Annotated in this window: 22 protein-coding genes and 1 pseudogene; 6 read left to right on the top strand and 17 right to left on the bottom strand. The window is 42.0% G+C overall.

What is annotated here, in order from left to right:
- Nucleotides 1-206 precede the first annotated feature (206 nt).
- From AC0YN7_RS28520 to AC0YN7_RS28500, 5 genes and pseudogenes are all read right to left on the bottom strand, one after another.
- Complete coding sequence (locus tag AC0YN7_RS28520) at nt 207-2,270, bottom strand: peptidoglycan D,D-transpeptidase FtsI family protein (RefSeq protein ID WP_475813393.1); 2,064 nt, start codon at nt 2,268-2,270, stop codon at nt 207-209.
- Between the two features lie 47 nt (nt 2,271-2,317).
- Nucleotides 2,318-2,507 (bottom strand): annotated as a pseudogene (locus AC0YN7_RS28515) (transglutaminase domain-containing protein); the annotation flags it as partial.
- Between the two features lie 370 nt (nt 2,508-2,877).
- A complete protein-coding gene (locus tag AC0YN7_RS28510; protein ID WP_475813392.1) occupies nt 2,878-3,582 on the bottom strand; it encodes a hypothetical protein in 705 nt (234 codons plus the stop codon).
- A gap of 239 nt (nt 3,583-3,821) precedes the next feature.
- Nucleotides 3,822-4,229, bottom strand: a complete 408-nt coding sequence (locus tag AC0YN7_RS28505) for a GNAT family N-acetyltransferase (RefSeq protein WP_475813425.1) — start codon at nt 4,227-4,229, stop codon at nt 3,822-3,824.
- Nucleotides 4,230-4,382: 153 nt separating this feature from the next.
- Nucleotides 4,383-4,667, bottom strand: a complete 285-nt coding sequence (locus tag AC0YN7_RS28500; RefSeq protein ID WP_475813424.1) for a hypothetical protein — start codon at nt 4,665-4,667, stop codon at nt 4,383-4,385.
- Nucleotides 4,668-5,150: 483 nt separating this feature from the next.
- Here AC0YN7_RS28500 and AC0YN7_RS28495 point away from each other — a divergent pair, with 483 nt between their 5' ends.
- Complete coding sequence (locus AC0YN7_RS28495) at nt 5,151-6,071, top strand: ABC transporter ATP-binding protein (RefSeq protein ID WP_475813391.1); 921 nt, start codon at nt 5,151-5,153, stop codon at nt 6,069-6,071.
- Nucleotides 6,064-7,020 (top strand): ABC transporter permease, encoded by a 957-nt coding sequence (locus tag AC0YN7_RS28490; RefSeq protein ID WP_475813390.1) that lies wholly within the window; start codon nt 6,064-6,066, stop codon nt 7,018-7,020. Before AC0YN7_RS28495 ends, AC0YN7_RS28490 begins: the two co-directional genes overlap by 8 nt.
- A 726-nt stretch (nt 7,021-7,746) precedes the next feature.
- Here the strand turns inward: AC0YN7_RS28490 and AC0YN7_RS28485 are convergent.
- From AC0YN7_RS28485 to AC0YN7_RS28475, 3 genes are all read right to left on the bottom strand, one after another.
- Nucleotides 7,747-8,031 carry a hypothetical protein gene (locus AC0YN7_RS28485; protein ID WP_475813389.1) on the bottom strand — a complete coding sequence of 95 codons (285 nt, stop codon included), beginning with the start codon at nt 8,029-8,031 and terminating at the stop codon, nt 7,747-7,749.
- 136 nt (nt 8,032-8,167) lie between these two features.
- Nucleotides 8,168-8,755: a CDP-diacylglycerol--glycerol-3-phosphate 3-phosphatidyltransferase gene (gene pgsA, locus AC0YN7_RS28480; RefSeq protein ID WP_475813388.1), complete on the bottom strand. Its 588-nt coding sequence runs from the start codon at nt 8,753-8,755 to the stop codon at nt 8,168-8,170.
- 158 nt (nt 8,756-8,913) lie between these two features.
- A complete protein-coding gene (locus AC0YN7_RS28475; RefSeq protein WP_475813387.1) occupies nt 8,914-9,438 on the bottom strand; it encodes a hypothetical protein in 525 nt (174 codons plus the stop codon).
- A gap of 129 nt (nt 9,439-9,567) precedes the next feature.
- Here AC0YN7_RS28475 and AC0YN7_RS28470 point away from each other — a divergent pair, with 129 nt between their 5' ends.
- A complete protein-coding gene (locus tag AC0YN7_RS28470; protein WP_475813386.1) occupies nt 9,568-9,738 on the top strand; it encodes a hypothetical protein in 171 nt (56 codons plus the stop codon).
- A gap of 396 nt (nt 9,739-10,134) precedes the next feature.
- On the opposite strand, the gene AC0YN7_RS28465 is transcribed toward AC0YN7_RS28470, so the two are convergent.
- From AC0YN7_RS28465 to AC0YN7_RS28450, 4 genes are all read right to left on the bottom strand, one after another.
- Nucleotides 10,135-10,662 carry a zincin-like metallopeptidase domain-containing protein gene (locus AC0YN7_RS28465; protein ID WP_475813385.1) on the bottom strand — a complete coding sequence of 176 codons (528 nt, stop codon included), beginning with the start codon at nt 10,660-10,662 and terminating at the stop codon, nt 10,135-10,137.
- Nucleotides 10,663-10,722: 60 nt separating this feature from the next.
- Entirely contained in the window at nt 10,723-10,947 is a 225-nt protein-coding gene (locus tag AC0YN7_RS28460; protein ID WP_475813384.1) for an ArdC-like ssDNA-binding domain-containing protein, read from the bottom strand.
- Between the two features lie 10 nt (nt 10,948-10,957).
- A complete protein-coding gene (locus tag AC0YN7_RS28455) occupies nt 10,958-11,200 on the bottom strand; it encodes a sugar phosphate nucleotidyltransferase (protein WP_475813383.1) in 243 nt (80 codons plus the stop codon).
- A gap of 72 nt (nt 11,201-11,272) precedes the next feature.
- Nucleotides 11,273-14,032 carry an endo-beta-N-acetylglucosaminidase gene (locus AC0YN7_RS28450; RefSeq protein ID WP_475813382.1) on the bottom strand — a complete coding sequence of 920 codons (2,760 nt, stop codon included), beginning with the start codon at nt 14,030-14,032 and terminating at the stop codon, nt 11,273-11,275.
- Nucleotides 14,033-14,242: 210 nt separating this feature from the next.
- On the opposite strand from AC0YN7_RS28450, the gene AC0YN7_RS28445 reads away from it, so the two are divergent.
- From AC0YN7_RS28445 to AC0YN7_RS28435, 3 genes are all read left to right on the top strand, one after another.
- Entirely contained in the window at nt 14,243-14,449 is a 207-nt protein-coding gene (locus tag AC0YN7_RS28445) for a hypothetical protein (protein WP_475813426.1), read from the top strand.
- Entirely contained in the window at nt 14,415-14,684 is a 270-nt protein-coding gene (locus AC0YN7_RS28440) for a GMC family oxidoreductase (protein WP_475813381.1), read from the top strand. The genes AC0YN7_RS28445 and AC0YN7_RS28440 overlap by 35 nt, the downstream gene beginning before the upstream one ends.
- Nucleotides 14,685-14,862: 178 nt before the next feature.
- The gene (locus AC0YN7_RS28435; RefSeq protein WP_475813380.1) at nt 14,863-15,198 is read left to right on the top strand and encodes a thioredoxin family protein; all 336 of its coding nucleotides are present in this window, start codon (nt 14,863-14,865) and stop codon (nt 15,196-15,198) included.
- 268 nt (nt 15,199-15,466) lie between these two features.
- Here AC0YN7_RS28435 and AC0YN7_RS28430 read toward each other — a convergent pair whose 3' ends face one another.
- The 5 genes from AC0YN7_RS28430 to AC0YN7_RS28410 all read right to left on the bottom strand — a co-directional run bounded on the left by AC0YN7_RS28430 (nt 15,467) and on the right by AC0YN7_RS28410 (nt 19,161).
- Entirely contained in the window at nt 15,467-16,057 is a 591-nt protein-coding gene (locus AC0YN7_RS28430; RefSeq protein ID WP_475813379.1) for a hypothetical protein, read from the bottom strand.
- A 78-nt stretch (nt 16,058-16,135) separates the two neighbouring features.
- On the bottom strand, nt 16,136-16,615 hold the full coding sequence (locus AC0YN7_RS28425; RefSeq protein ID WP_475813378.1) for a hypothetical protein: 480 nt from the start codon (nt 16,613-16,615) through the stop codon (nt 16,136-16,138).
- A gap of 108 nt (nt 16,616-16,723) precedes the next feature.
- Nucleotides 16,724-17,491 carry a hypothetical protein gene (locus AC0YN7_RS28420; RefSeq protein ID WP_475813377.1) on the bottom strand — a complete coding sequence of 256 codons (768 nt, stop codon included), beginning with the start codon at nt 17,489-17,491 and terminating at the stop codon, nt 16,724-16,726.
- Between the two features lie 732 nt (nt 17,492-18,223).
- Nucleotides 18,224-18,724 carry a WG repeat-containing protein gene (locus AC0YN7_RS28415; RefSeq protein ID WP_475813423.1) on the bottom strand — a complete coding sequence of 167 codons (501 nt, stop codon included), beginning with the start codon at nt 18,722-18,724 and terminating at the stop codon, nt 18,224-18,226.
- A gap of 68 nt (nt 18,725-18,792) precedes the next feature.
- Complete coding sequence (locus tag AC0YN7_RS28410) at nt 18,793-19,161, bottom strand: WG repeat-containing protein (protein ID WP_475813376.1); 369 nt, start codon at nt 19,159-19,161, stop codon at nt 18,793-18,795.
- Nucleotides 19,162-19,415 lie beyond the last annotated feature (254 nt).

The raw sequence follows: 19,415 nt of genomic DNA, 5'->3' as shown, positions 1-19,415 counted from the left end.
CTTCCCCTAAGATAACTCTTATCTTAGGTGGAAGGATATGTCCGCAGCTTCTACTTCTCGAACCTGCATCTGCGGACCGAGGGCCGAATGGCCCGAAGTGTGATTACTGTGTTATCGGATGTCCTTGCCTTCTTTGAATATGATAAAACTTGATACTAGGAATACATAACTACATTTATGTTGTAGCCTTTTGGAATTAATCGTACTTATTCATTCGAATCATTCGTACCTTCCACAGCGTCAGCAGCATCCGTCGTCGCGGTCTGCTTCTTCTTAGGCTTACCTGTCAAACCTACTTCCACATCGTATGCATCAAAAATTTGCCGGGCGATAGGTGATGCACCATAACCCCCAAAGCCGCCATCCGGTACAATGACCGCTACTGCGAGCTTGGGATTCTCTGCAGGTGCATAAGCAATGAAGACGGCATTTTCCGCTGTGCGCTTCGCCACGTCTTGCTCCGATGTACCCGTCTTCCGTCTGTAGGTATAATCAACGCCTTCAAAGCCTTCCGATTTTACCAGGGACATGCCCGTCTCAATCTCTTCCCAATATTCAATGGGAAAATCAACGGTGTTCAAAATCTTAGGCGTAAAGCCCTGGATAATTTTCCCGTTTGAATCTTTAATTACATTCACGAATTGGGGCTTTATCCGTTTGCCGTGATTAGCCAGCATTGCTGTATATTGAGCAAGCTGTAATGTCGTATAACGTCCTTGCTGACCATAGGAAGCCATAATAAGTGCAGATTGCGAACTAAATCTCTTTGCGGAGTCAAAATAATCGATAATACCTTTAGATTCTCCGTACAAACCGCTTTCGGTAAGCACGCCAAGTCCAAATTGCTTCATATATCCATCCCAAATCTCTACACTGCTCTTGCCGTTCTGCTCGCCTCTCTTATTAAGCTTGTTGCCGACCATAGCGGCCATGAATGGGTTCGATGAATTCTGAATAGCTTTCGCTCCGTCTATGTTCCCATACACATGCCCCTGGGAATTTGTAACATAAGTCTCGTAGCCTTTTTTACCGTAACTGAATCTGCCGGTATCCTTGTAGTACTCCGTCGTGGAAAACAATTTCTCATTCAATCCAATTAGAACGGATAATGGCTTCAACGTAGATCCCGGCGGCACGATGGACGATGGGTGTTTTTTTCTTTCTTCCTTCGTCTCATACTTGCCGTAAACGCTGCGAATCGTTCCGTTCTCCAATACATTGGAGAAGTTCTCGTAATCTACTACGCTAATGCGGCCGCCTGCCCAAATGTTCGGATCGTAGTCAGGCATACTCGCCATGGCCACAATTTTTCCGGTATTGACCTCCATCGCAACGGCAAAGCCGGTTTTGGCGTATTCCGCCCGCTCGTACCGGTTGGTCGAGGTCGTTATTTTTTTCAATTGATTCATGATGGCTTCTTCTGTTTTCAGCTGTACGTTTTTGTTAATGGTCAGATAAATATCAGAGCCTTTTTCGGGATTCGTAATTTGCATCGGGCCGATAATGCGCTCCGCATTGTTAACGGGATACGTCTTCAAGCCGTTCTTTCCCCGAAGAACATCCTGGTACATATACTCCATGCCGTCCATGCCGACATCCTCTTCCTCCAAATATTGAAGTGTCGGCTCTTCCTCGACGCTTTTTTCCTTGTAGAAATCTACCGTTTCGCGAACGCCTTTATACTTTTTCAAATAGCCCACCAGCTGTACGGAAATCGAATTGGAGTCATAGTTCCGAACGCTTTCCTCCATGATGTGGATGCCCTTGAACGACGTGCGGTTTTCCATAAAATAAGCGATTTCCCTATTTGTCAAGCCGGATTTGATACGGCGCGGGGTTGAGATCGTATTCCGTCTGAAATCAAGATCCATTTGCCGGATAATATCGTCCACCGTCATCGCCTTAGCAGGATCGCCGTATTCCGTAAACACCTTCAGAAATCTTGCGGCCATTTGCTTCGCATTCTCTTTTGCGTCTTTCAGCTGAAGCTCCGGCTGTATGCTGAAATATAACGATTGAGTCGATGTGGAATAGGCGATCGGATAGCCAGTGGAATCGTAAATATTGCCCCGGATTGGAGGAATCTTTACGCTCCGCGTGCTTTTGCCGATGCCTTCCGCGCTAAGCGTCGGTCCCTCTACGAACTGCAAAATGGCTAACCGGACGATCAACACGCTAAACAAAGCGAACGTAATAAAGAAAAATAAGTTTAATCGAAACGAAAAATGACGCCGGTTTATAATCTCCCGCTTTTGCAGATCGTCTTGCACGTTGAATCACCTCTTATCCTATAAATAAACCTGCCCCGTGAATATTGCTACGCTTCGCGAATATGCGTTTCGTCGAATGCAGGCGGGTTAAACCAATCCCCGGCGTTTTCCCAAGTGGCATCACGGAATCCAGCTGCCATCGCCATCGCCGATCCGCACTTCATTCCAAGCATGCGGACATAAGCCTCCGCGTCCGTCTGCGCCCTTTCCGCTTACAACACGAACCTCGAGACCTGTTGTTACATTAACCCTTATTCGCCAACATAACTGCAAAATAATTCAACAACTTGCTCTCTCAAACTCTTGAACGTGTCGGAAAGCATACTCATCGGCACAGTTTTAATCTGCTTTGCTCCAAATCAGAATAGCTACTCTGTTGGCTTCTTTATACTAAATGCACTAATTGAACCAAATACCCAAATGAAAGATAATAGATAAATAATTTTAACTTGCGTGTCTTCATGAAATATCATAATACAGAAGAACCATTTCGCTTACACTCCCTTGATGCTTTTCATAAATTAAACAATATATTACCATAAAATGAAATTGAAGTAAGAGAAATATGTTTCCACGCTAATCTGCCCGTTAGTTTAAGCAGCTGCAATTAATGAGCCGATATCAAAAAGAAAGTATAATGTGTTAAGACATCATCTTCAAAAAATAATCTAACAAACGGGTAGACATCCGTTAGTATTGTAATTTCTTTATTTTCATCATCTTGAGTAACATATCCAGATGGTCCCCAAGTATCTTGCTCAGCATCAGGATCAAATTCACCATAAAATACACCATTGGCATTACTTTTCCAATCCTCATTTTGAGGGAAGAGCGCCATTAACTCTTCAAAAGTATCACCAACACGAAATCCTCGTGGTCCCGGATGATCGCCAAACACATCGACTACTGCCGGTGTTGTTTCTACAGAGCGAGCATCAAAATAGATATATTTAATCACATCATTGGAAAAATACGTTTCACCGCCAAGGTCATTTACCTCTTTTTTAAGTCCGAGTTCTACCATTTGCTCTTTGGTCCAATCCGATCGTATTAAATCAAAGTCAAATATTTCTTGTTTAGTCATAACTTCTGGAGCTGGGACATTTGTTTCAGATGGTGCCGGTGTGCTTGTTCCAGAAACCGCTGTACTCTCAACAGGAGATGGTGATATGTCCGACGGAGTGAGATTAGTCTTCTTGGATGAATTAGAACTGCACGCACTTAAAACGATTGACAAAAGCAATAAAAGAATAATATTTTTATTCAATATATGCCTCCAAGTTATGGTTGTTATTGTTTTGCTTGGTTTCAATTTTGAAACCTCCTTTAGTTATTGATATGGCATACTCTTAGCTTTTTCCACGTCAATCTCCTCCAGTATTTGGAAACAATATCTATTATAGACGTTACGCAAAATTATATTGTTGCATATCAAATTCGGGAATTTTTTTTACGTTAAACTGCCCGTTAGCTTAACAAAAAAAGGGAGCAGCTGCCGCAGCAAACTACTCCTTGATTGTTCAACTATCGTTTCCCGTTAGCGTAATCACTTTAGATATTTTTATATACAAATTCTCTATATCCCATGAAACCCTGTTTGCTGTAAAAGTTTTTTGCATGTTCATTTTTGGTCCAATAATCCAGTTCTACATTGTCCAGTCCTTCGTTCTTTGCTAGTTCGTAAATGTATTTCATTAAATTTGATCCGTACCCTCTTCTTTTTTGCTCCTCTACGATGCTTATTTGGTGCACGAACATGGTTCTACGCTGTTTGGTGAAAACATTTTGTGAGTAATTTTTTATTTCAATCCATGCATATCCATGTGGTTCATCGTTGTCTTCTATAAGTAGAAAAACAAAGTTCTCATTTGTTACGGCCTTCTTAAAAAAGTCTTGCATATCTTCAAAGTTGTATGGTGTGAAATACTCAGGATAAAAAGATACATGTAATTCGTGTATGGGCTTGTTTCAATCCCCATATAATACCATGCTAATTAAACTATACTGCCCGTAAGCTTAACGAAGATAGGAGCAACTGCCACAGCAAACTGCTCCTTATTTGTTGAACTATCGTTAGCTTGATTGATTTTGTTGGTCTAAGGAGGCATTTAGTTATTCCAGAAGCAAATACGTATTTTCTAATTCCATCACTTCCTTTAGAGACTTACCTAAAGCATAATGATTTGGACTGTCCTTTTTCATAACACAAATGATATTTCCAGCTTCTCCTTGCGAGAAGTTAGTTAATTGGAAATAGTCTTTGTTTTCATAGATATTCGACACCAGATAGTCGTAATAATCAAGAGACTTATCCTTCACGTTCAATCCCACATTATATAACCGTACTTTTGTCCCTACCCAAATCTTCCCGTCGTCTTCAAAATTTATTAATGGAATCCACGCATCAGTTTCCAAATAAGCTCTCCCCACTTCGCATTACATTTGTTTGAAAATGGAGTATTTATGGTTAACCCTCAACTAACCTGCCCGTTAGATTAATAAAACCAAGGAGCAGCTGCCGTGGCTAAACTGCAACCCGAAAGATAGACACTTTAGAAAAAGTGATCATCTTTCGGGTTTAGTCTAGTCAGGGTAATGATCAGAACTTCAATTTATGGTTCTGTTCACCGCATAGAGCTATCGACACCAGTGCCAGTGCACCTATACCCTCCTGTTCAAATTCGAGAGATACCTCATTATGTTGTAAATAATCCTTAGTTGTATTATCAAGCATATTTTTAAGTATTTGTTTAAAAAATGCTTTGAAAAACGTTCATACTCGACCTAAGCAGGGGGGAAATCCTGATCAAAGGTCTATTTTATGACAAAGCAACTTCCAGTATAGTTCATATGTACGATAATACTAGGAGGTTTTAACGCATGACAGAAGCCGTTTTGCAGCTTCGCAACGTGACCAAATCGATTGGCGGACGTAAGATCGTCGACAATCTTAGTTTCGATATACCCGCAGGCGAAGTATTCGGATTTCTCGGACCGAACGGTGCCGGCAAGACGACAACAATACGGATGATTGTTGGCTTGATAACGATGTCGAAGGGCGAGACCCTAATTAAAGGCGTATCTGTCCGCGAGCACTTCGAGCTTGCCATGACGCATGTAGGAGCGATCGTCGAAAATCCGGAAATGTATAAATTTTTGACCGGTTATCAAAACCTTGTTCATTTTGCCCGTCGGCATAAAGGCATTACGAAGGAACGGATCAATGAGGTCGTTAAGCTTCTCGGACTTCAGAACCGTATTCACGAGAAGGTTAAGCGTTACTCTCTCGGAATGAGGCAGCGGCTTGGCGTTGCCCAAGCGATTCTGCATCGTCCATCGTTGCTCATCCTTGATGAGCCGACAAACGGGCTCGACCCTGCGGGCATTCGAGAACTGCGCGATTATTTGCGCAAGCTGACGAGAGAAGAAGGCATCTCCGTCATCGTCTCTTCCCATCTTCTGTCCGAAATGGAGCTTATGTGCGACCGGGTTGCGATAATACAAGCCGGCAAGCTCATCGATATTCGCTCGCTGCAGGAAACTCGCGATTCGATACAGTCGAAGATCGTTATCGAAGTCGGCGATTTATTTGCCGCTCAGCAGCTGCTATCCGCCATCTTCGATGCAACCCGCATTACGGTGAAAGGCAATCAGCTCGAAATTGCGGCTGACAAAGCTGCCATCCCCGATATTACAAGGCTGCTTGTAAGCTCGGAGATTGACGTGCTCGGCATTCAAGCGGCGCAGAAGTCGCTTGAAGAACAGTTCTTGGAAATTACCGGAGGTGAGATGGTTGTCTAGTCTGTCTAATCTAATTCGAAACGAAAATATGAAAATATATCGTCGTCCTCGTACATGGCTTATGATCGCCTTCCTCGTTTTAACAATCGCATTGATGAGCGGCATCATGAAGTGGGAATCAAGCCAAAATAATACGATCGACTGGCAAAACAACCTGACCGAACGGAATAGCAACATGCAGCAGGAGCTTCAAGAAAACAAAGAACTCTCGGAAGAGGACAAAACATACTTCGCTAACGAAATCAAGCTCAATGAATATTATTTGGAACAAAATATAAATCCTAACGAATTGTCATTGTGGAATTATGTAGATACATCATCATACTTAATTATTTTAGCGACGATTCTAACCGTCATTATCGCTGCCGATATGATTGCGGCCGAATTCACATGGGGCACGATCAAGCTGCTGCTTGTCGGTCCGGCTTCGCGCACGAAGATTATGATCAGCAAATACATCGCCACGCTTGGGTTCGCGCTTCTGCTGCTCATATTGACATTTGCATCTGCTTACGCGGCCGGAGGTATTCTCGAAGGCTTCGAAGGAACAAACCAAGCGAAAATATCGATTACCGATGGCGGCGTTATCCAAGAAAGTTCCTATTTCTTGAATTCGTTGGAGAAATACGGTTTCTCGATAGTATCAATGCTCATGTACGTAACGATGGCTTTCATGATTTCGTCCGCGTTCCGCAGCTCTTCGATGGCCATAGCCTTCTCACTTCTGTTCATGCTGGTCGGCAATACGTTATCGGCGCTTCTCAGCGGCTATAGCTGGGTCAAGTATTTGCTCTTCTCCAACATCGACCTGACGCAATATATGCAAGGCGCGTCGCCGCTAAGACCGGAAATGACGTTGACGTTCTCGATTATGATACTTGTCGCCTACTACATCGTATTCCAATTCTTAGCTTGGCTACTGTTTACGAGACGCGACGTCGCCGCTTAAGGGCAATTCCAATACTAAGAACCTCGGGCACTGCTTGCAAGAAGCTGTGTCGAGGTTCTTCTGTTTTAATTCAACTACGTTTCCCGTTAGCGTAGCAGTTGCTCTGTAGTATTGAATGAATAAGGTTATTTTGTATCTTTCCCCTGCGCTTCGACCACCTTAGTTAACCGACTTATCTCACCTCTAAGTAATTGAATCTCTTCTTCAATTTCTCGAACGAATTTCAAAAACGTGTAACCAATAACGGTTAATATTAGACCTAAGATAGGAAATGTTATCCTTTTTGAAATTATTGACATAATCTGTATCACTTGTCTTTCAGCATAACTAAACGTATTTCGTATGTCTTAATTGCAATCGGAGTGTTGTTGATTTTCTTTGGCCTGTAGCAATACATGCCGACGTCATTTTCATCTCAAACGCCAGATATACCACCTCCATAGAGTCATTTCTAATTCTTGATCTTACTACGCTTCCAGAAGGTGGAAGCTGCGCTAAACTGCCCGTTAGTTCAATAGAAAAGAGGGGCTACCACATAGGAAGCTTCTCCGCTATCGTGTCCCGTTAGCGTAATCAATGCACAAACCTTTCGATGAATTTATTTTTATTTACTCGCATTAGGCATCTATTTACGAAGTATTAGCCCGCTAACGGAGCATAGGGTTGCAATGTGGTCGCCCTTCTGATCGTTTCTATTTAGCTGAATAAAGTGGATTAGGATTTATTTCAAACTCCTTGAATAGCCCATTTTATGTATCCAAATATATAGATTAACGCTATAAATGTAGAGATAACTAGGGCGGAAAGCGGAATAACTCTTTTGCTGATTTTGAAAATACCAATTAAGCTAAGCAATAAAGTTAATATCACACAAAAAGCTGTATACCTTAGCCCATTAGCTGTTAATTGAAGAAATGGCTTACCTGTAGCTAAACTATATATCATTGAAAATACAATAATCGTGGTAAGTAGTATTAATACAAAGCTTAACGTAGAACGTTTTCCATTCATCCCCACACCACCGATTCATACTTCAACACACTTACGCTTGTTACGTATATAAACCCGTTACTAAAAAAAGGACTGCTCCTGCAATCTGCTTCATTCAACTATCGTGTCCCGTTAGCGTAACGTAATTACTGCTGGATTAAGAATCAAGTTTTAGCGTGTGATAGTTATTCTTTATGTAGTTAAAGCCAGAATATATAGTCAAGAATAATGCAATATACATAAGTATTTGGTCGACAGGAATTTCTGTGATGAAGCTGAATGGACCGTTATTTAACAAAACAGCTGAAATTGCTACAACTTGAAATACCATTTTTATTTTTCCATATTGATCAGCTTGTAAAGCAATTTTTTGAGATGAGGCCACTATTCTAATTCCAGTAATAATAATTTCCCTTGCAATTATAGCAAAAGCGATCCAGGAGTATATTAACTGTTGACTTACCATTAAAATCAACGCCGCTGAAATGAGCAATTTATCTGCTAATGGATCCAAAAGCTTTCCCATGTTCGTTATCTGATTGTATTTTCTTGCGATATGTCCATCTAATTTATCAGTGGCTGAGGCAAGTATAAATATTGCTGAGGCATAATAAATTCCATAGAAATCTACGTGCTGTATGATAACAGATTTGTAGATTAGCCAATCTGGATAAATGGGGAAGAGTAAAATAAAAATGGGAATTAACAATATTCTTGCAATAGTAATTTTATTAGCTAAATTCATGGATTTCCTCCTTAACAGCATTTCACTCATTGTACCATATATTGGAACAATGAGTGAAAGATGACTACGCTATACTGCCCTTTAGCTTAATGAACAATAGAGCAGCTACTGGATCGCAAGCTGCTCCTTTTTGCATTCAACTAAAGTTCTCCGTTAGTTCAATGATCACACTCATTTTCAAGGTGAAGATTTCCAGTATTGTTTTCTAATAAAGGGGGGATATCAAATCCGTTCATATCACACAGCAGGTTTGTTCCCGCATTAAAAGAACAATTTGTAATTTCGACTGGACCCGTAAACCAGGAATCAAAAAAATCAACATAGCCATTAAAAACCGTCCCATGTATTTTAACTAGATGTGGATTTTCATTATGACCGCCACAATCAAAATACAAAGTATCATGAAATTCACAGTCTTCAATTAATATACCTTTATAAAAATAAGCCCCGCGAAAGCCTGCCCAGATAACTTTACATCTTCGAAACACTACTTGTTCATAGAACTCAAGAATCGTGAAATCTACGTTGCTCAAAATACATGACTCAAATATCACTGGTGTTCTAACTTGTTCACCTTCAAAAAGCAGTTTGTTGTATAAATTAAGATTTTGTATTGATGAATTTGTTATGGATTGACCCAAGTAAATCATTTTTTGTACTACCTCTTTCGTTAGCGTTTTCATCCTATCCCCCCTTGTCGACGTAGCTCAACGAGGCTGCCGTTACATTGAACTGCACCCCGTCGTTATTCATGAAATAAATCAGGGTTGTCCCTGGAAACTCGCTGCATAGACATGTACCGAGGTGATTTCATGGAGGATCTTCAAGTTACATTTACCGTTAAGAAAGACGAACTCGACTTACAAACTCAAGAATATCTGATGGATTGGGCAAAGTTTATGATGCAGACAGCTGCAATATCCCTCATAGCTCAGCACATCGGGACTCATGAAGCAGCAAGAGTGAAATTCTCCATTACATAATCACTTATTAAAGAACTGAACTGTGCGAGCCGTGGGCTCGCCTTTTATTTATTCCTGGCTCAGTTCATAATTAGGCACCTCTCTAGAGCGCCTACGTGAACACTTGGCTGGGCCTCCGTTCACAAAGGAGCTTAAATGCAGCGTAATTAGCGTATGAGACAGGATCATTTTAAACATTAATGATTCGAGAAGTAAATGATTAATGGATAAGCATGGTATGTAAAAGATATCCGATTATGATATTGACCCACAACTTAGGCTTCTTTGCCTCAGTAGTGGGTCAAGTTTTAAATATTTTTAAATCAATCTGATTAATATTGCATAAGTCATTTTCATTATAAGATCGGCCCTTGGCCGGGGAGGGGGCCCGGCCGAGGGCCGCGTTTTTCTTCGTTGTCATTCTCCTCTTTCATCGAGTTTAACACCTAGAATATAATCCGCTCCCTTTTGCGCTTGCCCTGCAGCTTGAACAATCATTTTATTATCTGATTTCAGCTTACGTAACCATCCACCAATATAAGCCACACTATTTTCTATTGTACTATTGTCAATTCCCGCAATACTGCACAACATCGTCGCGCCGATCTCTGCAACTAATTCCTCTTTGCTGTAGCTTTCACTACCGAATCCAGCGATTTCGGTTATTCCTTGGCGGTTTAATCGCTGAATATGACCTGTGCTGTGCATATGCTCATGAAATAGTGTTGAATAATATTCCTCGGGTTTCTCATAATCACATATTGGTGGAACACTAATGTAATCCTGTGCTGGCACATAGAATGCACGCCCCGACGCAAACCGTACATCTGGTGAATCTTTGTATCCTTCACAAATCCGCTCTGCCTCCGTGATTGGGTCATGTTCATAACTTTGGTCCTTTCGCTTACTTTGTAATCCTTCGCATTGTTTACTGATCTCAAACACCGTGTAATATCGCAAATATGGAATTTTTGTAACTTCGCCATTGTCTTCTTCCTTCTCTAATCACGTCCAAAATACTACGATATGCCCTTTTTCACCTTTTTTCACTTTCCCTCCGGCTTCACTCACTTGTTTAAAGCTCGCATATTCACCTGGTTCCAATAGAAGCGTATTAATACCTCTGTACGGCTTTTGTGTTTTCCAATTCACCGCCGTACCCACTTCCCAAGGTCTGCGCCACGGAACAATACCTTTTTCCAATAGGTTGATAATCCGTTCAGTGACCATATCATAAATTTTAGGTGTCGGTGCACGGCTGGAATTCGCCTCCGGCGCCGCGTTCCAGCTTCTCCAGCACGGGGAAGATGGTCGGGTGGAGCACGTAGCGGCCCATGATGGCCAAATCGGAAGGCGCGTTCTCGGGCGCGGGCTTTTCTACGAGCCCATTGGCGACGTGCGTGCCGCACTTCGCCCTGACGGAGGAGACGATGCCGTATTTGGACACGTCCTCCTTCGGTACCCGATTGACGCCTACTCGCAAGGAATGAAGCTTATCGATAGCATACCAAAAACCCGCTCAGCGAGCGGGTTTTTGAGGTGCTAATGCATTCTTTTAATTATAAGGAATAGATTTCATTTCGGACATATTCCCCATATAATCCTCCAGAACGATGCTGATGACGGATCCCTTCTCCGGCAGAGGAAGTCCATTCAGATCATGATATCCGCGAATAAAATAATCGGTTGTAACACCCTGATCGTTCTCCGTTGGCTTAACTGGCTGGCCGTTGACCGTAATGTACATATGCCACCAATCCTTCGAAGACGGGACGTCGATCCCAAGCTTATCACCATCGATATAATAACCACCATCGAACGGTTCAGAATAAAGATCCTTCATTTTTCCTGAAGAACTTACGGTGTCAAGCACTCCCCCTTCTTTATCCAAGGCGGATACTTTCAATAGGTAACGATCATCGTCCTTCACCGGCACTTCCCATTCGAACAAACCCAATGCGGAATCCACGATTTTCGTATACGTATCCTTCCTTCCGTCTGTAAAGCTTACGTCAAACCGAACTTGGCTTGCGCGGTTATGCTTGTCCCAGACGATATCGAATCCTTCGACCGTTGCAATGGCGTTAACATTCGAGAGTTGGTCCTTGTCGTCAATAGCAACGACGGCCGGTTTGCTCTCGGTCTGATCGATGCCGACAGCAGTCAATTTGAGGGCCATAACGTCCGGCTCCAAGCTCTTTATATAGAAATTGCTGCCGTATACGCCGCCCCAAAATACCTCTTTTCCATTTTTCAGCTGCGCATAGAGATTGTACTGCTTCACCTCGCTATAATCTTCCATGTTCCAGACGACATCGGCTTCGCCGGTATCATATCGATTTTCTATAGCAAAACCGGCAGGTTGGCTTGGTGTATAGTTTTTCCCATCCGTTATCTTAAGTTCTCCAATATTCACCTGGTAGCCCTCAATGGCCGCTCCCTTCGGATCAAACGCAAGTCCGATTACGGCAAGTTCCCGATCTGCGTAAGCGTGCAAATCTAATTCCGCTGTCGTATAACCATTTGTTTTTTCACCGCTGTTAGGAACGGATACATATTCAACCTGTTTCGGATTGTCTTTGAAAATAAGTCCCAGCTGAATTTCCGAGCGATCGCTTGCCGACGACTTATTAAACGTAATCGAAGCTTTTGTTGTTTTCTTAACGTCCAAATCCGTCTTGTATAAACGCAAGAAATTTTTGGCGTCCAAGCTGCCGTTAACGACTAGTGAGCTTCCGCCTTTGTAGCCGCCGATCGGCTTATAGGTGAACTTGTCGCCGTTCTCCACGGAATCGCCGTAATCAAAATCGACTTGAAGCTTGGTACCTTCGCTATCGATCCACCACTGCCACGTCGGCAAAATATCCTGCAAGTTGATGTTCGACCATTCGTCATCGTTTGATACTTTTCCGTCTACGTAGTACTTCATGCCGTGGCCTGTATTAAAGGTTGTTGAAAAAGCGCTTCCATTAACGACCGAACGTTCTGAAATATACCTTGATATCCCTGTCCATTCCGAAGCGTCCTGCACACCGACATCCGGTCTTGTATATCCTTTCTGCTTGTCGGTATTGGTCGGATCGATCTTTACGCCGGTATACCACATACGCTCGCGCTCGGCGATCATCCACTGATGGTCGTCATTTTTGCTCGGGTCGCCTATATTTTCGTCAAGCGCTTGCTGGACGAAAAGGCCGCCAAGCGTCGCGATGGAGGTCATTGGATTTCCTGTCACCGGATCTAAGATGACATCCAAGTTACGAGTCGAGTTATGACTTCCTCCAAAGCGGCCCATTCCCGCTTCAACGCCGGAGAAGACGGTTTTAAGCGGATCGATTCCTCTACTTTTGGCCTCTTCGACGGTCTGTTTAATATACTTCTGATCTGTGCTGTCTCCATTGTTCCATCCGTCGTGCGAGTTCCAGTTGTAGTTCATAAAGATAGAGTTGTTAATCATTCCTCCATTTGCGTCATCACGAACGAACGAGCTGTGCGAAGAAATAAGTGAAGGCTGGTAGGTCAATTTGCCCTGCGTATCATCTACCGTGTCATACCACTGCGTATAGACGCCCGCATCCACCAATGTTTTCGTAAATGCTTTATATATCTTAATATGTTCCGGTTTAATCGACGTTTCTTGGTTAATAAAATAACTGTCAAAGCCGAAAAATTCCTTCATCTCGATTAGCTTCTCCGCGACCGGGAACGTTCCGTCTTCTCTTTGCTTCAACAGCAGATCATAAGGTTGTCCGCCGCGTGGGATAAAAATGCAGGCTACGGATTTTACGCCGTTTTTGTGCGCCGCATTGGTATAAGCGGGATTAGGCAGGTCTACGATGCCGTACTCAAATGCCCCGTTATGCCCGGCGTCATTCGGATCATATAAGCTGGAGGGTACGTCTTCCGTAGGAGTCCCATGCCAGCCTCCATAATAATCGGTATATTGCCAGAAGTTAAAGAGATAGTTCGAAAACTCGTTATTGTAAGGCGTTGCGCCACGGGGAGCGTCATCGTAATCACCAGTAAGGTTGAAAAACTCGGTATTCGGACTCAGCTTCGGATTCGCTTGGGTTGCGGCAAACGCATCGTTTCTTTGCTGCAAAGGCACATGTGCTCTTAATCGCTTGGCGTTCGGATCGGTTTCCGGTGACCAATTCTCAATATCGACAGCCCGGTATCCGTGGGTCACCGGTTGGTTTTTTCCGAATGCGGCATCGCCCGTGGGTGGCATGGAGTCCCCCGCAAAAACAGAATGAGGAACCGTCGAGGGGATCATGGCGGATGCTTCTGCAAGTGCTGTTTTTCTATTCTTCAATTCACTTTCCTCCTATTTTGTTGTTGTGATGCTAAATCGTTGTGGCCTATCCATTTTTTATAAAAAATATTGAAAGAGCTTTCAAAACAGGATGCTTTCAATTCGGCATCACCCTTCTTAAAGGGTTGTTTTCCCTTTTTTTACAGTGATTATTGTAACACCAACGAAGACAGGGGACTAGTCTCCATTGATTACTTTTGTGTCTTTTGTTTGAATAAAAGAGGTCAACCAGTAATAAACTGGCTGACCTCATACTACGAACTACGATCGGGTAATCTAACGCCGCTCCAAGTGACACGCAGCTTTGGAGATGATTATTGGTGGTTGACTGCCATTGAAGTAACTTTCTCCATCGGGATGCTGATATTTGGTCCGCTTTTGGATGTCATCCAGGTGTTGGGCAGCTGGAGCGCGTGAGGTGTGGCGAACCCGGCCAGGCGGCGGGCTAAGGGCCGGCCAGCATCAGGCGGGTACACTCCGTATGGGGAACGACCCGGCGACATCTGTCACTGATCCATTGGGTCGCGTGCATGGATACAGCAATCTCTGGGTGAGCGACGGCTCTGTACACGTGACTAATGGCGGCGTCAATCCAGTGTTAACGATTCTTGCCTTGGCTTTCCGTACGGCGGAAAACGTGGTGAAACAATAAAACAAATGGGCTGGTGCCCCGTACAGGGCACCGGCCCATTTCAATGACTTAAATTTTGTATTCCCGAGCTGACTCACCTTTGGAACGAGTACTTGCTGAACTTAATGTTGACATGCCGTAATTTGCTTATGTATTATACCCCTATAGGTATATAGAGGTTTCGAAAGGTGGGGTACTGATGAGGGATTTTGAACTGTTAACGAGTGTCGAAGCGGCAAATGAATTTATAAGTCGTTATTCATTATCGTTTCTTTATATCACGATGACGGATTGCAGCGTTTGTCATGCATTGCAGCCGCAGGTACAGAAATTAATGATGAAGTACCCGGAAATTCAATTGGGGACGATCAATGCACATGATGTTCCAGCCGTTGCTGAGAGGTTCTCTGTTTTTACTGCGCCTGTATTATTGCTTTATGTGGAGGGGAAAGAATATATACGAGAAGCGCGAATCGTTCATATGGATCTGTTAGACGGGAAAATCCACAAGGTCTACGACCTTGTGACGGGATAATTACGCAGAGGGGAATGGTAATAAAATGAATCAGTGGAATGAACGGTTTATTTGGACGAGTATGCATATGGCGAGCAGCCCAATGCCTTTATTACCGATTTATTCTTAAACTATCCTGCCCGTTAGTTGAGAAGGCTGCCGATCCATTGCTGTCGGCAGCCTTCTCCTGAAGAATATTGAGCTATCGTTACCCGTTAGCGTAATCGACTAATAACCATGAAGGTCTAAAGGGCATGCCGGTTCAGCTTTTTTTTCAATTGGTTAGCGTTCACTTTTTTAATCGCAACCCGTTCAATAAACCGACGAATTGCTTTTTGGACGTTGCCTCTTTATCATGCTTTGAAAATTCCAGTACGTAAATAATTTTGTCCTGTATCGGGATGACGGCGAAATAGACGTCATGTGTGCCGGTCAGACCGGAGGCGGCTGTACCATTGTCAGCGTCTAGCGTAAATAGCTTGCCGCTTCCGATGGGAGTATCGATTAATTCTTCATTTGTAATTTCGCTATGGTTGGGCTTATAAAATTTGAAGTCAAAATCGTCAGCATACGGGTACGTGACAACGCTCCCGAGAGTCATTCCGTTCTCGTCGGTGATAGATGCGTTAAAGCGGTCTCCGGTACTCAAGTTCCATCCCTTTGGCAGGGTCAATTCTAGATTTGAGACGTCGTATTCAGAGTCCATACTGACAGTAGTTTCAAGAGCCTGTCCAATGCCGGCGTTGGCAGTCTGGTTAGCAGAAACGGATAAAGTGACTGGGTTATTCTGTGCGGCGGGAGCTTTCTGGTTACCGGAACAACCGCCAAGAACCAGCAGCGGAACAACCAGAAGCACTTGTATTTTCGTGAAACGTGCCATTCTTCGTCTCCTATTTGTTTTTGACATCAAAACTGCATGCACTCCCGTAGCCATCTGCTCAGTTCGCTATCGTCTCCCTTAGTTGAATCCAATGGATTTATCGTAAAAGGCTTGGTAAGTTTCCTCATACTCATTTACTGACCAATCACCAAAGCCTATACCTTCAAATAATGAAAGCCTACTATTTTGAATTACGCAAATACTGTTGTGATACGTGAGAGATAAACCATTTATGTTATTTCTTAATAAAAGCATAACCTTTGTTCCTCGCTTAGGAAAATCATAAGGCACTTCACCAGGATGAAAATGTACATCCCGCTTTAACACAATCTCTTTTTGATTTAGTCGTCCTTTTAGAACATCTTCGACTGACAAAGTCATTTCCTTGTGTACAACCCCATATTCATTAGCAGTAATTCGCCTCATTATCTTGCCAATGACTATGTAATCGGAGCGATTTAACATATCTTGCGGTGGGAAAATTGACATTTTTGCACTTACAGTTGGAATTGATAAAAAGATAGAGAATGACATAATCAGCAAAATAACTTTCTTCATATCTACCTCCTGCTAACTTTTCCCTTATGATTGCCAATAACCGAATTTACATGCAAAGAACGGGATTCTGGCTTCCATGCTATTCTGCCCGATAGTTCAAAAAGTTTTTTAGTCTTCCCGTCTACATTGTTTACGGCTCTCCTTTCCAGAAATACCTTTTTGGATTGTGACTTTATTTATTTTTACATTACTTTCTGGAGTATCAGTTAAAGTGATGAGAATTCTTTTATAAGGAGCGTCACCATGATGTGCGCTATAATTTAACGCACTTGCATGTACGATATGTCTTCTTGTATCGCCATTTATTCTTTCGATTTTATCTATTTTTGGACACATGATAAAGTCTGAGTAAGTTTTATCGAGGTATGAAAAATATCTGGTATATAAGGTTTCTTCAAGTAGCTCTTCTTTAGGAGCTCCAATACTTTCATACTTCCACTCGACTAAAAGCCAATCAAATAACTCAAGTGATTTTAATCGAACTTCGTTATTATTTTGGGTAAATAAAACCTCACCATCCGCTATTGTGCAAGACTTTTTTTGATTCTCAAGTATACAATTATAGGCAGGTTCAACAACTACAATCTCCCCGTTTTTCATTCTTATTTCCAATTTAGAGATGGGGCTTATATTTGCCTCTGGCTCAGTTTGTCCTTCGGAAGGATTCGTTGTGTTTATCCATTTAACAACCTTACTGATGATTACTTCTTCATATCCGTCGCTTTCCTTAAATAATCTAGAATCCCCAGATATACGGTTTACTTGAATTGATAAAACATCCTCTGGTTTTAAATTGGGTTGAATACTTGCCTTTGCTATTTGTATCGAGGAGAATAGCCCAGCAAACACCATGCATATTATGACCAAATTTTTCACGATTTCACGCCACCTCTGGAAGAAGTTTTGCAGGTATTATCCCCTTTGAGTAAAACTAAATTCCAATATGACATAAATTAACCAGTCGGTATGTTTGCCTTGACAGCCACTGTTGCAACTAACCTGCCCATTAGCGTAATGAAAAAATGGAGCAGTTGCAGACTGCAACTGCTCCATGGTGCGATTAACTAACGTTTCCCGTTAGTTTAGCCGTTCATCTTTTGATTAAACAAAATCTTATAGTCCCGTGCTTCTTGCGGATACCTTTCCTGGATACTCTCTACGTATTCCCAAAATAATTTTTCATCGAACTTTTTAGGATCATCAGAAAGTACTAAAGGTAAGTTATGAAATGTATCTGATAGATCATTAATAAATTTTGTTGACTTCTCTGTGTTCGTAAATGAATGGGAGCGTATATCTACCAGTACGCTATACAACAAAAAAAAATAAGCACTTATCCTTTTGTTATCCAAATGTTTCGCTCCTTTTCATGAGTCTCATTCCATAGCACCGCGCTATAGTTACCCGTTAGCGTAATGGACTGCCGTTCATTCTGTGGCAGCCTCGTGGTGTAGTTTATTGTGCTATCGTTCTCCGATAGCTTAATACATTCCGAAACATTCAAACTGAGTAAAATATGCATGTGGATCAGAAATGCCGTTTTCAACAAAGATAGTCGCTCACTCTTTAAACATCCTCAGATAAGAAGCTCTTTTAACTAAAATTCTATTATTCTAGTCCAACTAATATAAGTCCCTCAGAAGGATAATCCATATATTGAAATTGCTTAAATGTGATGAGATCACCTTTCGTATTCAATAAACCCTGCCTGCCATTATACGATATCCGTGCGAATCCATTGAAGAATCTTAATGAATTATCAAACTTTGGTTCAATTACATAATCTCCGTTTAAATTAATATAGCCCCATTTATCTTTTACAATAACAGGTGCTAAGCCATCTGAAAACTCATCAACATTTTTATATTTATTAGGGATAATCTCGTTACCATTAGAATCTAGAAAACCATATGTTCTCCCTTTTTGAAATATTGCTCGATTAGAACGCATATTTCCTATAAATTTATATTTCATAGGAACTCTTAAGTTTCCGTTAATATCTATACATCCTGATTTATATGATTCATTTATTACAACTGCTATTCCATCATGAAACATCTGAGCATTTGCCCACTGTGTCGGAATCACTACTTCACCTTCTTTATTCATAAAACCACATTTGCTATTTATCTCTACAAGTGATAAGCCTCCGGAAAATGGATCCAAACGATTATATTTTATTGGAATACTATATCTCCGTTTGAATTTATCGCTCCAAACTTACCAGATTTTTGAACCACAGCGAGTCCATCTTCTGTAAATCTAGCAAACCCATCAAACTGATAATTAATTTTCAATTCACCTTTTGAGTTTATAAATCCAGTTTTACCATTAGTCTCTTTACTAACAGCAGCAAATCCATAAAAGTAGTCAGTTGCCCAACTGTAATCCCCTGGATTCTCAGTAAGACTCTGTTTCTCTAGAAATTTATACCTTTCATTTTCACTGAATAGTGCAAAACCTTCTGTAAACCTATTAATATCTTTGAAGGCTCTGTCCGTTACAAGTTCACCATTCATGTCGGCAATACCTATTAATTTCTCCATTATTAATTTATACTCCGCATATTCTGCAAACTAAAGTGCATTGGTCATGTTTCTAAGGCAAGATGTGTTTCTTTTTTGACGTTAGGCCACTATTGAATAACCTCGCCCCCATTATACTACAGGAACCACATATTGGAAGTATCCTGCCCGTTACTAGAGTAAAGGGCTGGTCTTCCCAGCCCCTCCTCATCAAACCGTACGTGAGGTTTTCCCTCATACGGCTTTCCGATGTTCGTCTTTCATGGGCATGCAGA

The sequence above is a fragment of the Paenibacillus sp. J31R122 genome (assembly GCF_056269185.1).
This window is presented reverse-complemented; position numbering and strand designations above follow the sequence as displayed.

Coding starts and splice junctions, on each gene's coding strand:
- AC0YN7_RS28495 (WP_475813391.1), top strand. CDS start 5,151: ATGACAGAAGCCGTTTTGCAGCTTCGCAACGTGACCAAATCGATTGGC.
- AC0YN7_RS28485 (WP_475813389.1), bottom strand. CDS start 8,031: ATGAATGGAAAACGTTCTACGTTAAGCTTTGTATTAATACTACTTACC.
- pgsA (WP_475813388.1), bottom strand. CDS start 8,755: ATGAATTTAGCTAATAAAATTACTATTGCAAGAATATTGTTAATTCCC.
- AC0YN7_RS28475 (WP_475813387.1), bottom strand. CDS start 9,438: ATGAAAACGCTAACGAAAGAGGTAGTACAAAAAATGATTTACTTGGGT.
- AC0YN7_RS28470 (WP_475813386.1), top strand. CDS start 9,568: ATGGAGGATCTTCAAGTTACATTTACCGTTAAGAAAGACGAACTCGAC.
- AC0YN7_RS28460 (WP_475813384.1), bottom strand. CDS start 10,947: ATGGTCACTGAACGGATTATCAACCTATTGGAAAAAGGTATTGTTCCG.
- AC0YN7_RS28440 (WP_475813381.1), top strand. CDS start 14,415: ATGTCATCCAGGTGTTGGGCAGCTGGAGCGCGTGAGGTGTGGCGAACC.
- AC0YN7_RS28435 (WP_475813380.1), top strand. CDS start 14,863: ATGAGGGATTTTGAACTGTTAACGAGTGTCGAAGCGGCAAATGAATTT.
- AC0YN7_RS28430 (WP_475813379.1), bottom strand. CDS start 16,057: ATGGCACGTTTCACGAAAATACAAGTGCTTCTGGTTGTTCCGCTGCTG.
- AC0YN7_RS28425 (WP_475813378.1), bottom strand. CDS start 16,615: ATGAAGAAAGTTATTTTGCTGATTATGTCATTCTCTATCTTTTTATCA.
- AC0YN7_RS28415 (WP_475813423.1), bottom strand. CDS start 18,724: ATGAATAAAGAAGGTGAAGTAGTGATTCCGACACAGTGGGCAAATGCT.
- AC0YN7_RS28410 (WP_475813376.1), bottom strand. CDS start 19,161: ATGGAGAAATTAATAGGTATTGCCGACATGAATGGTGAACTTGTAACG.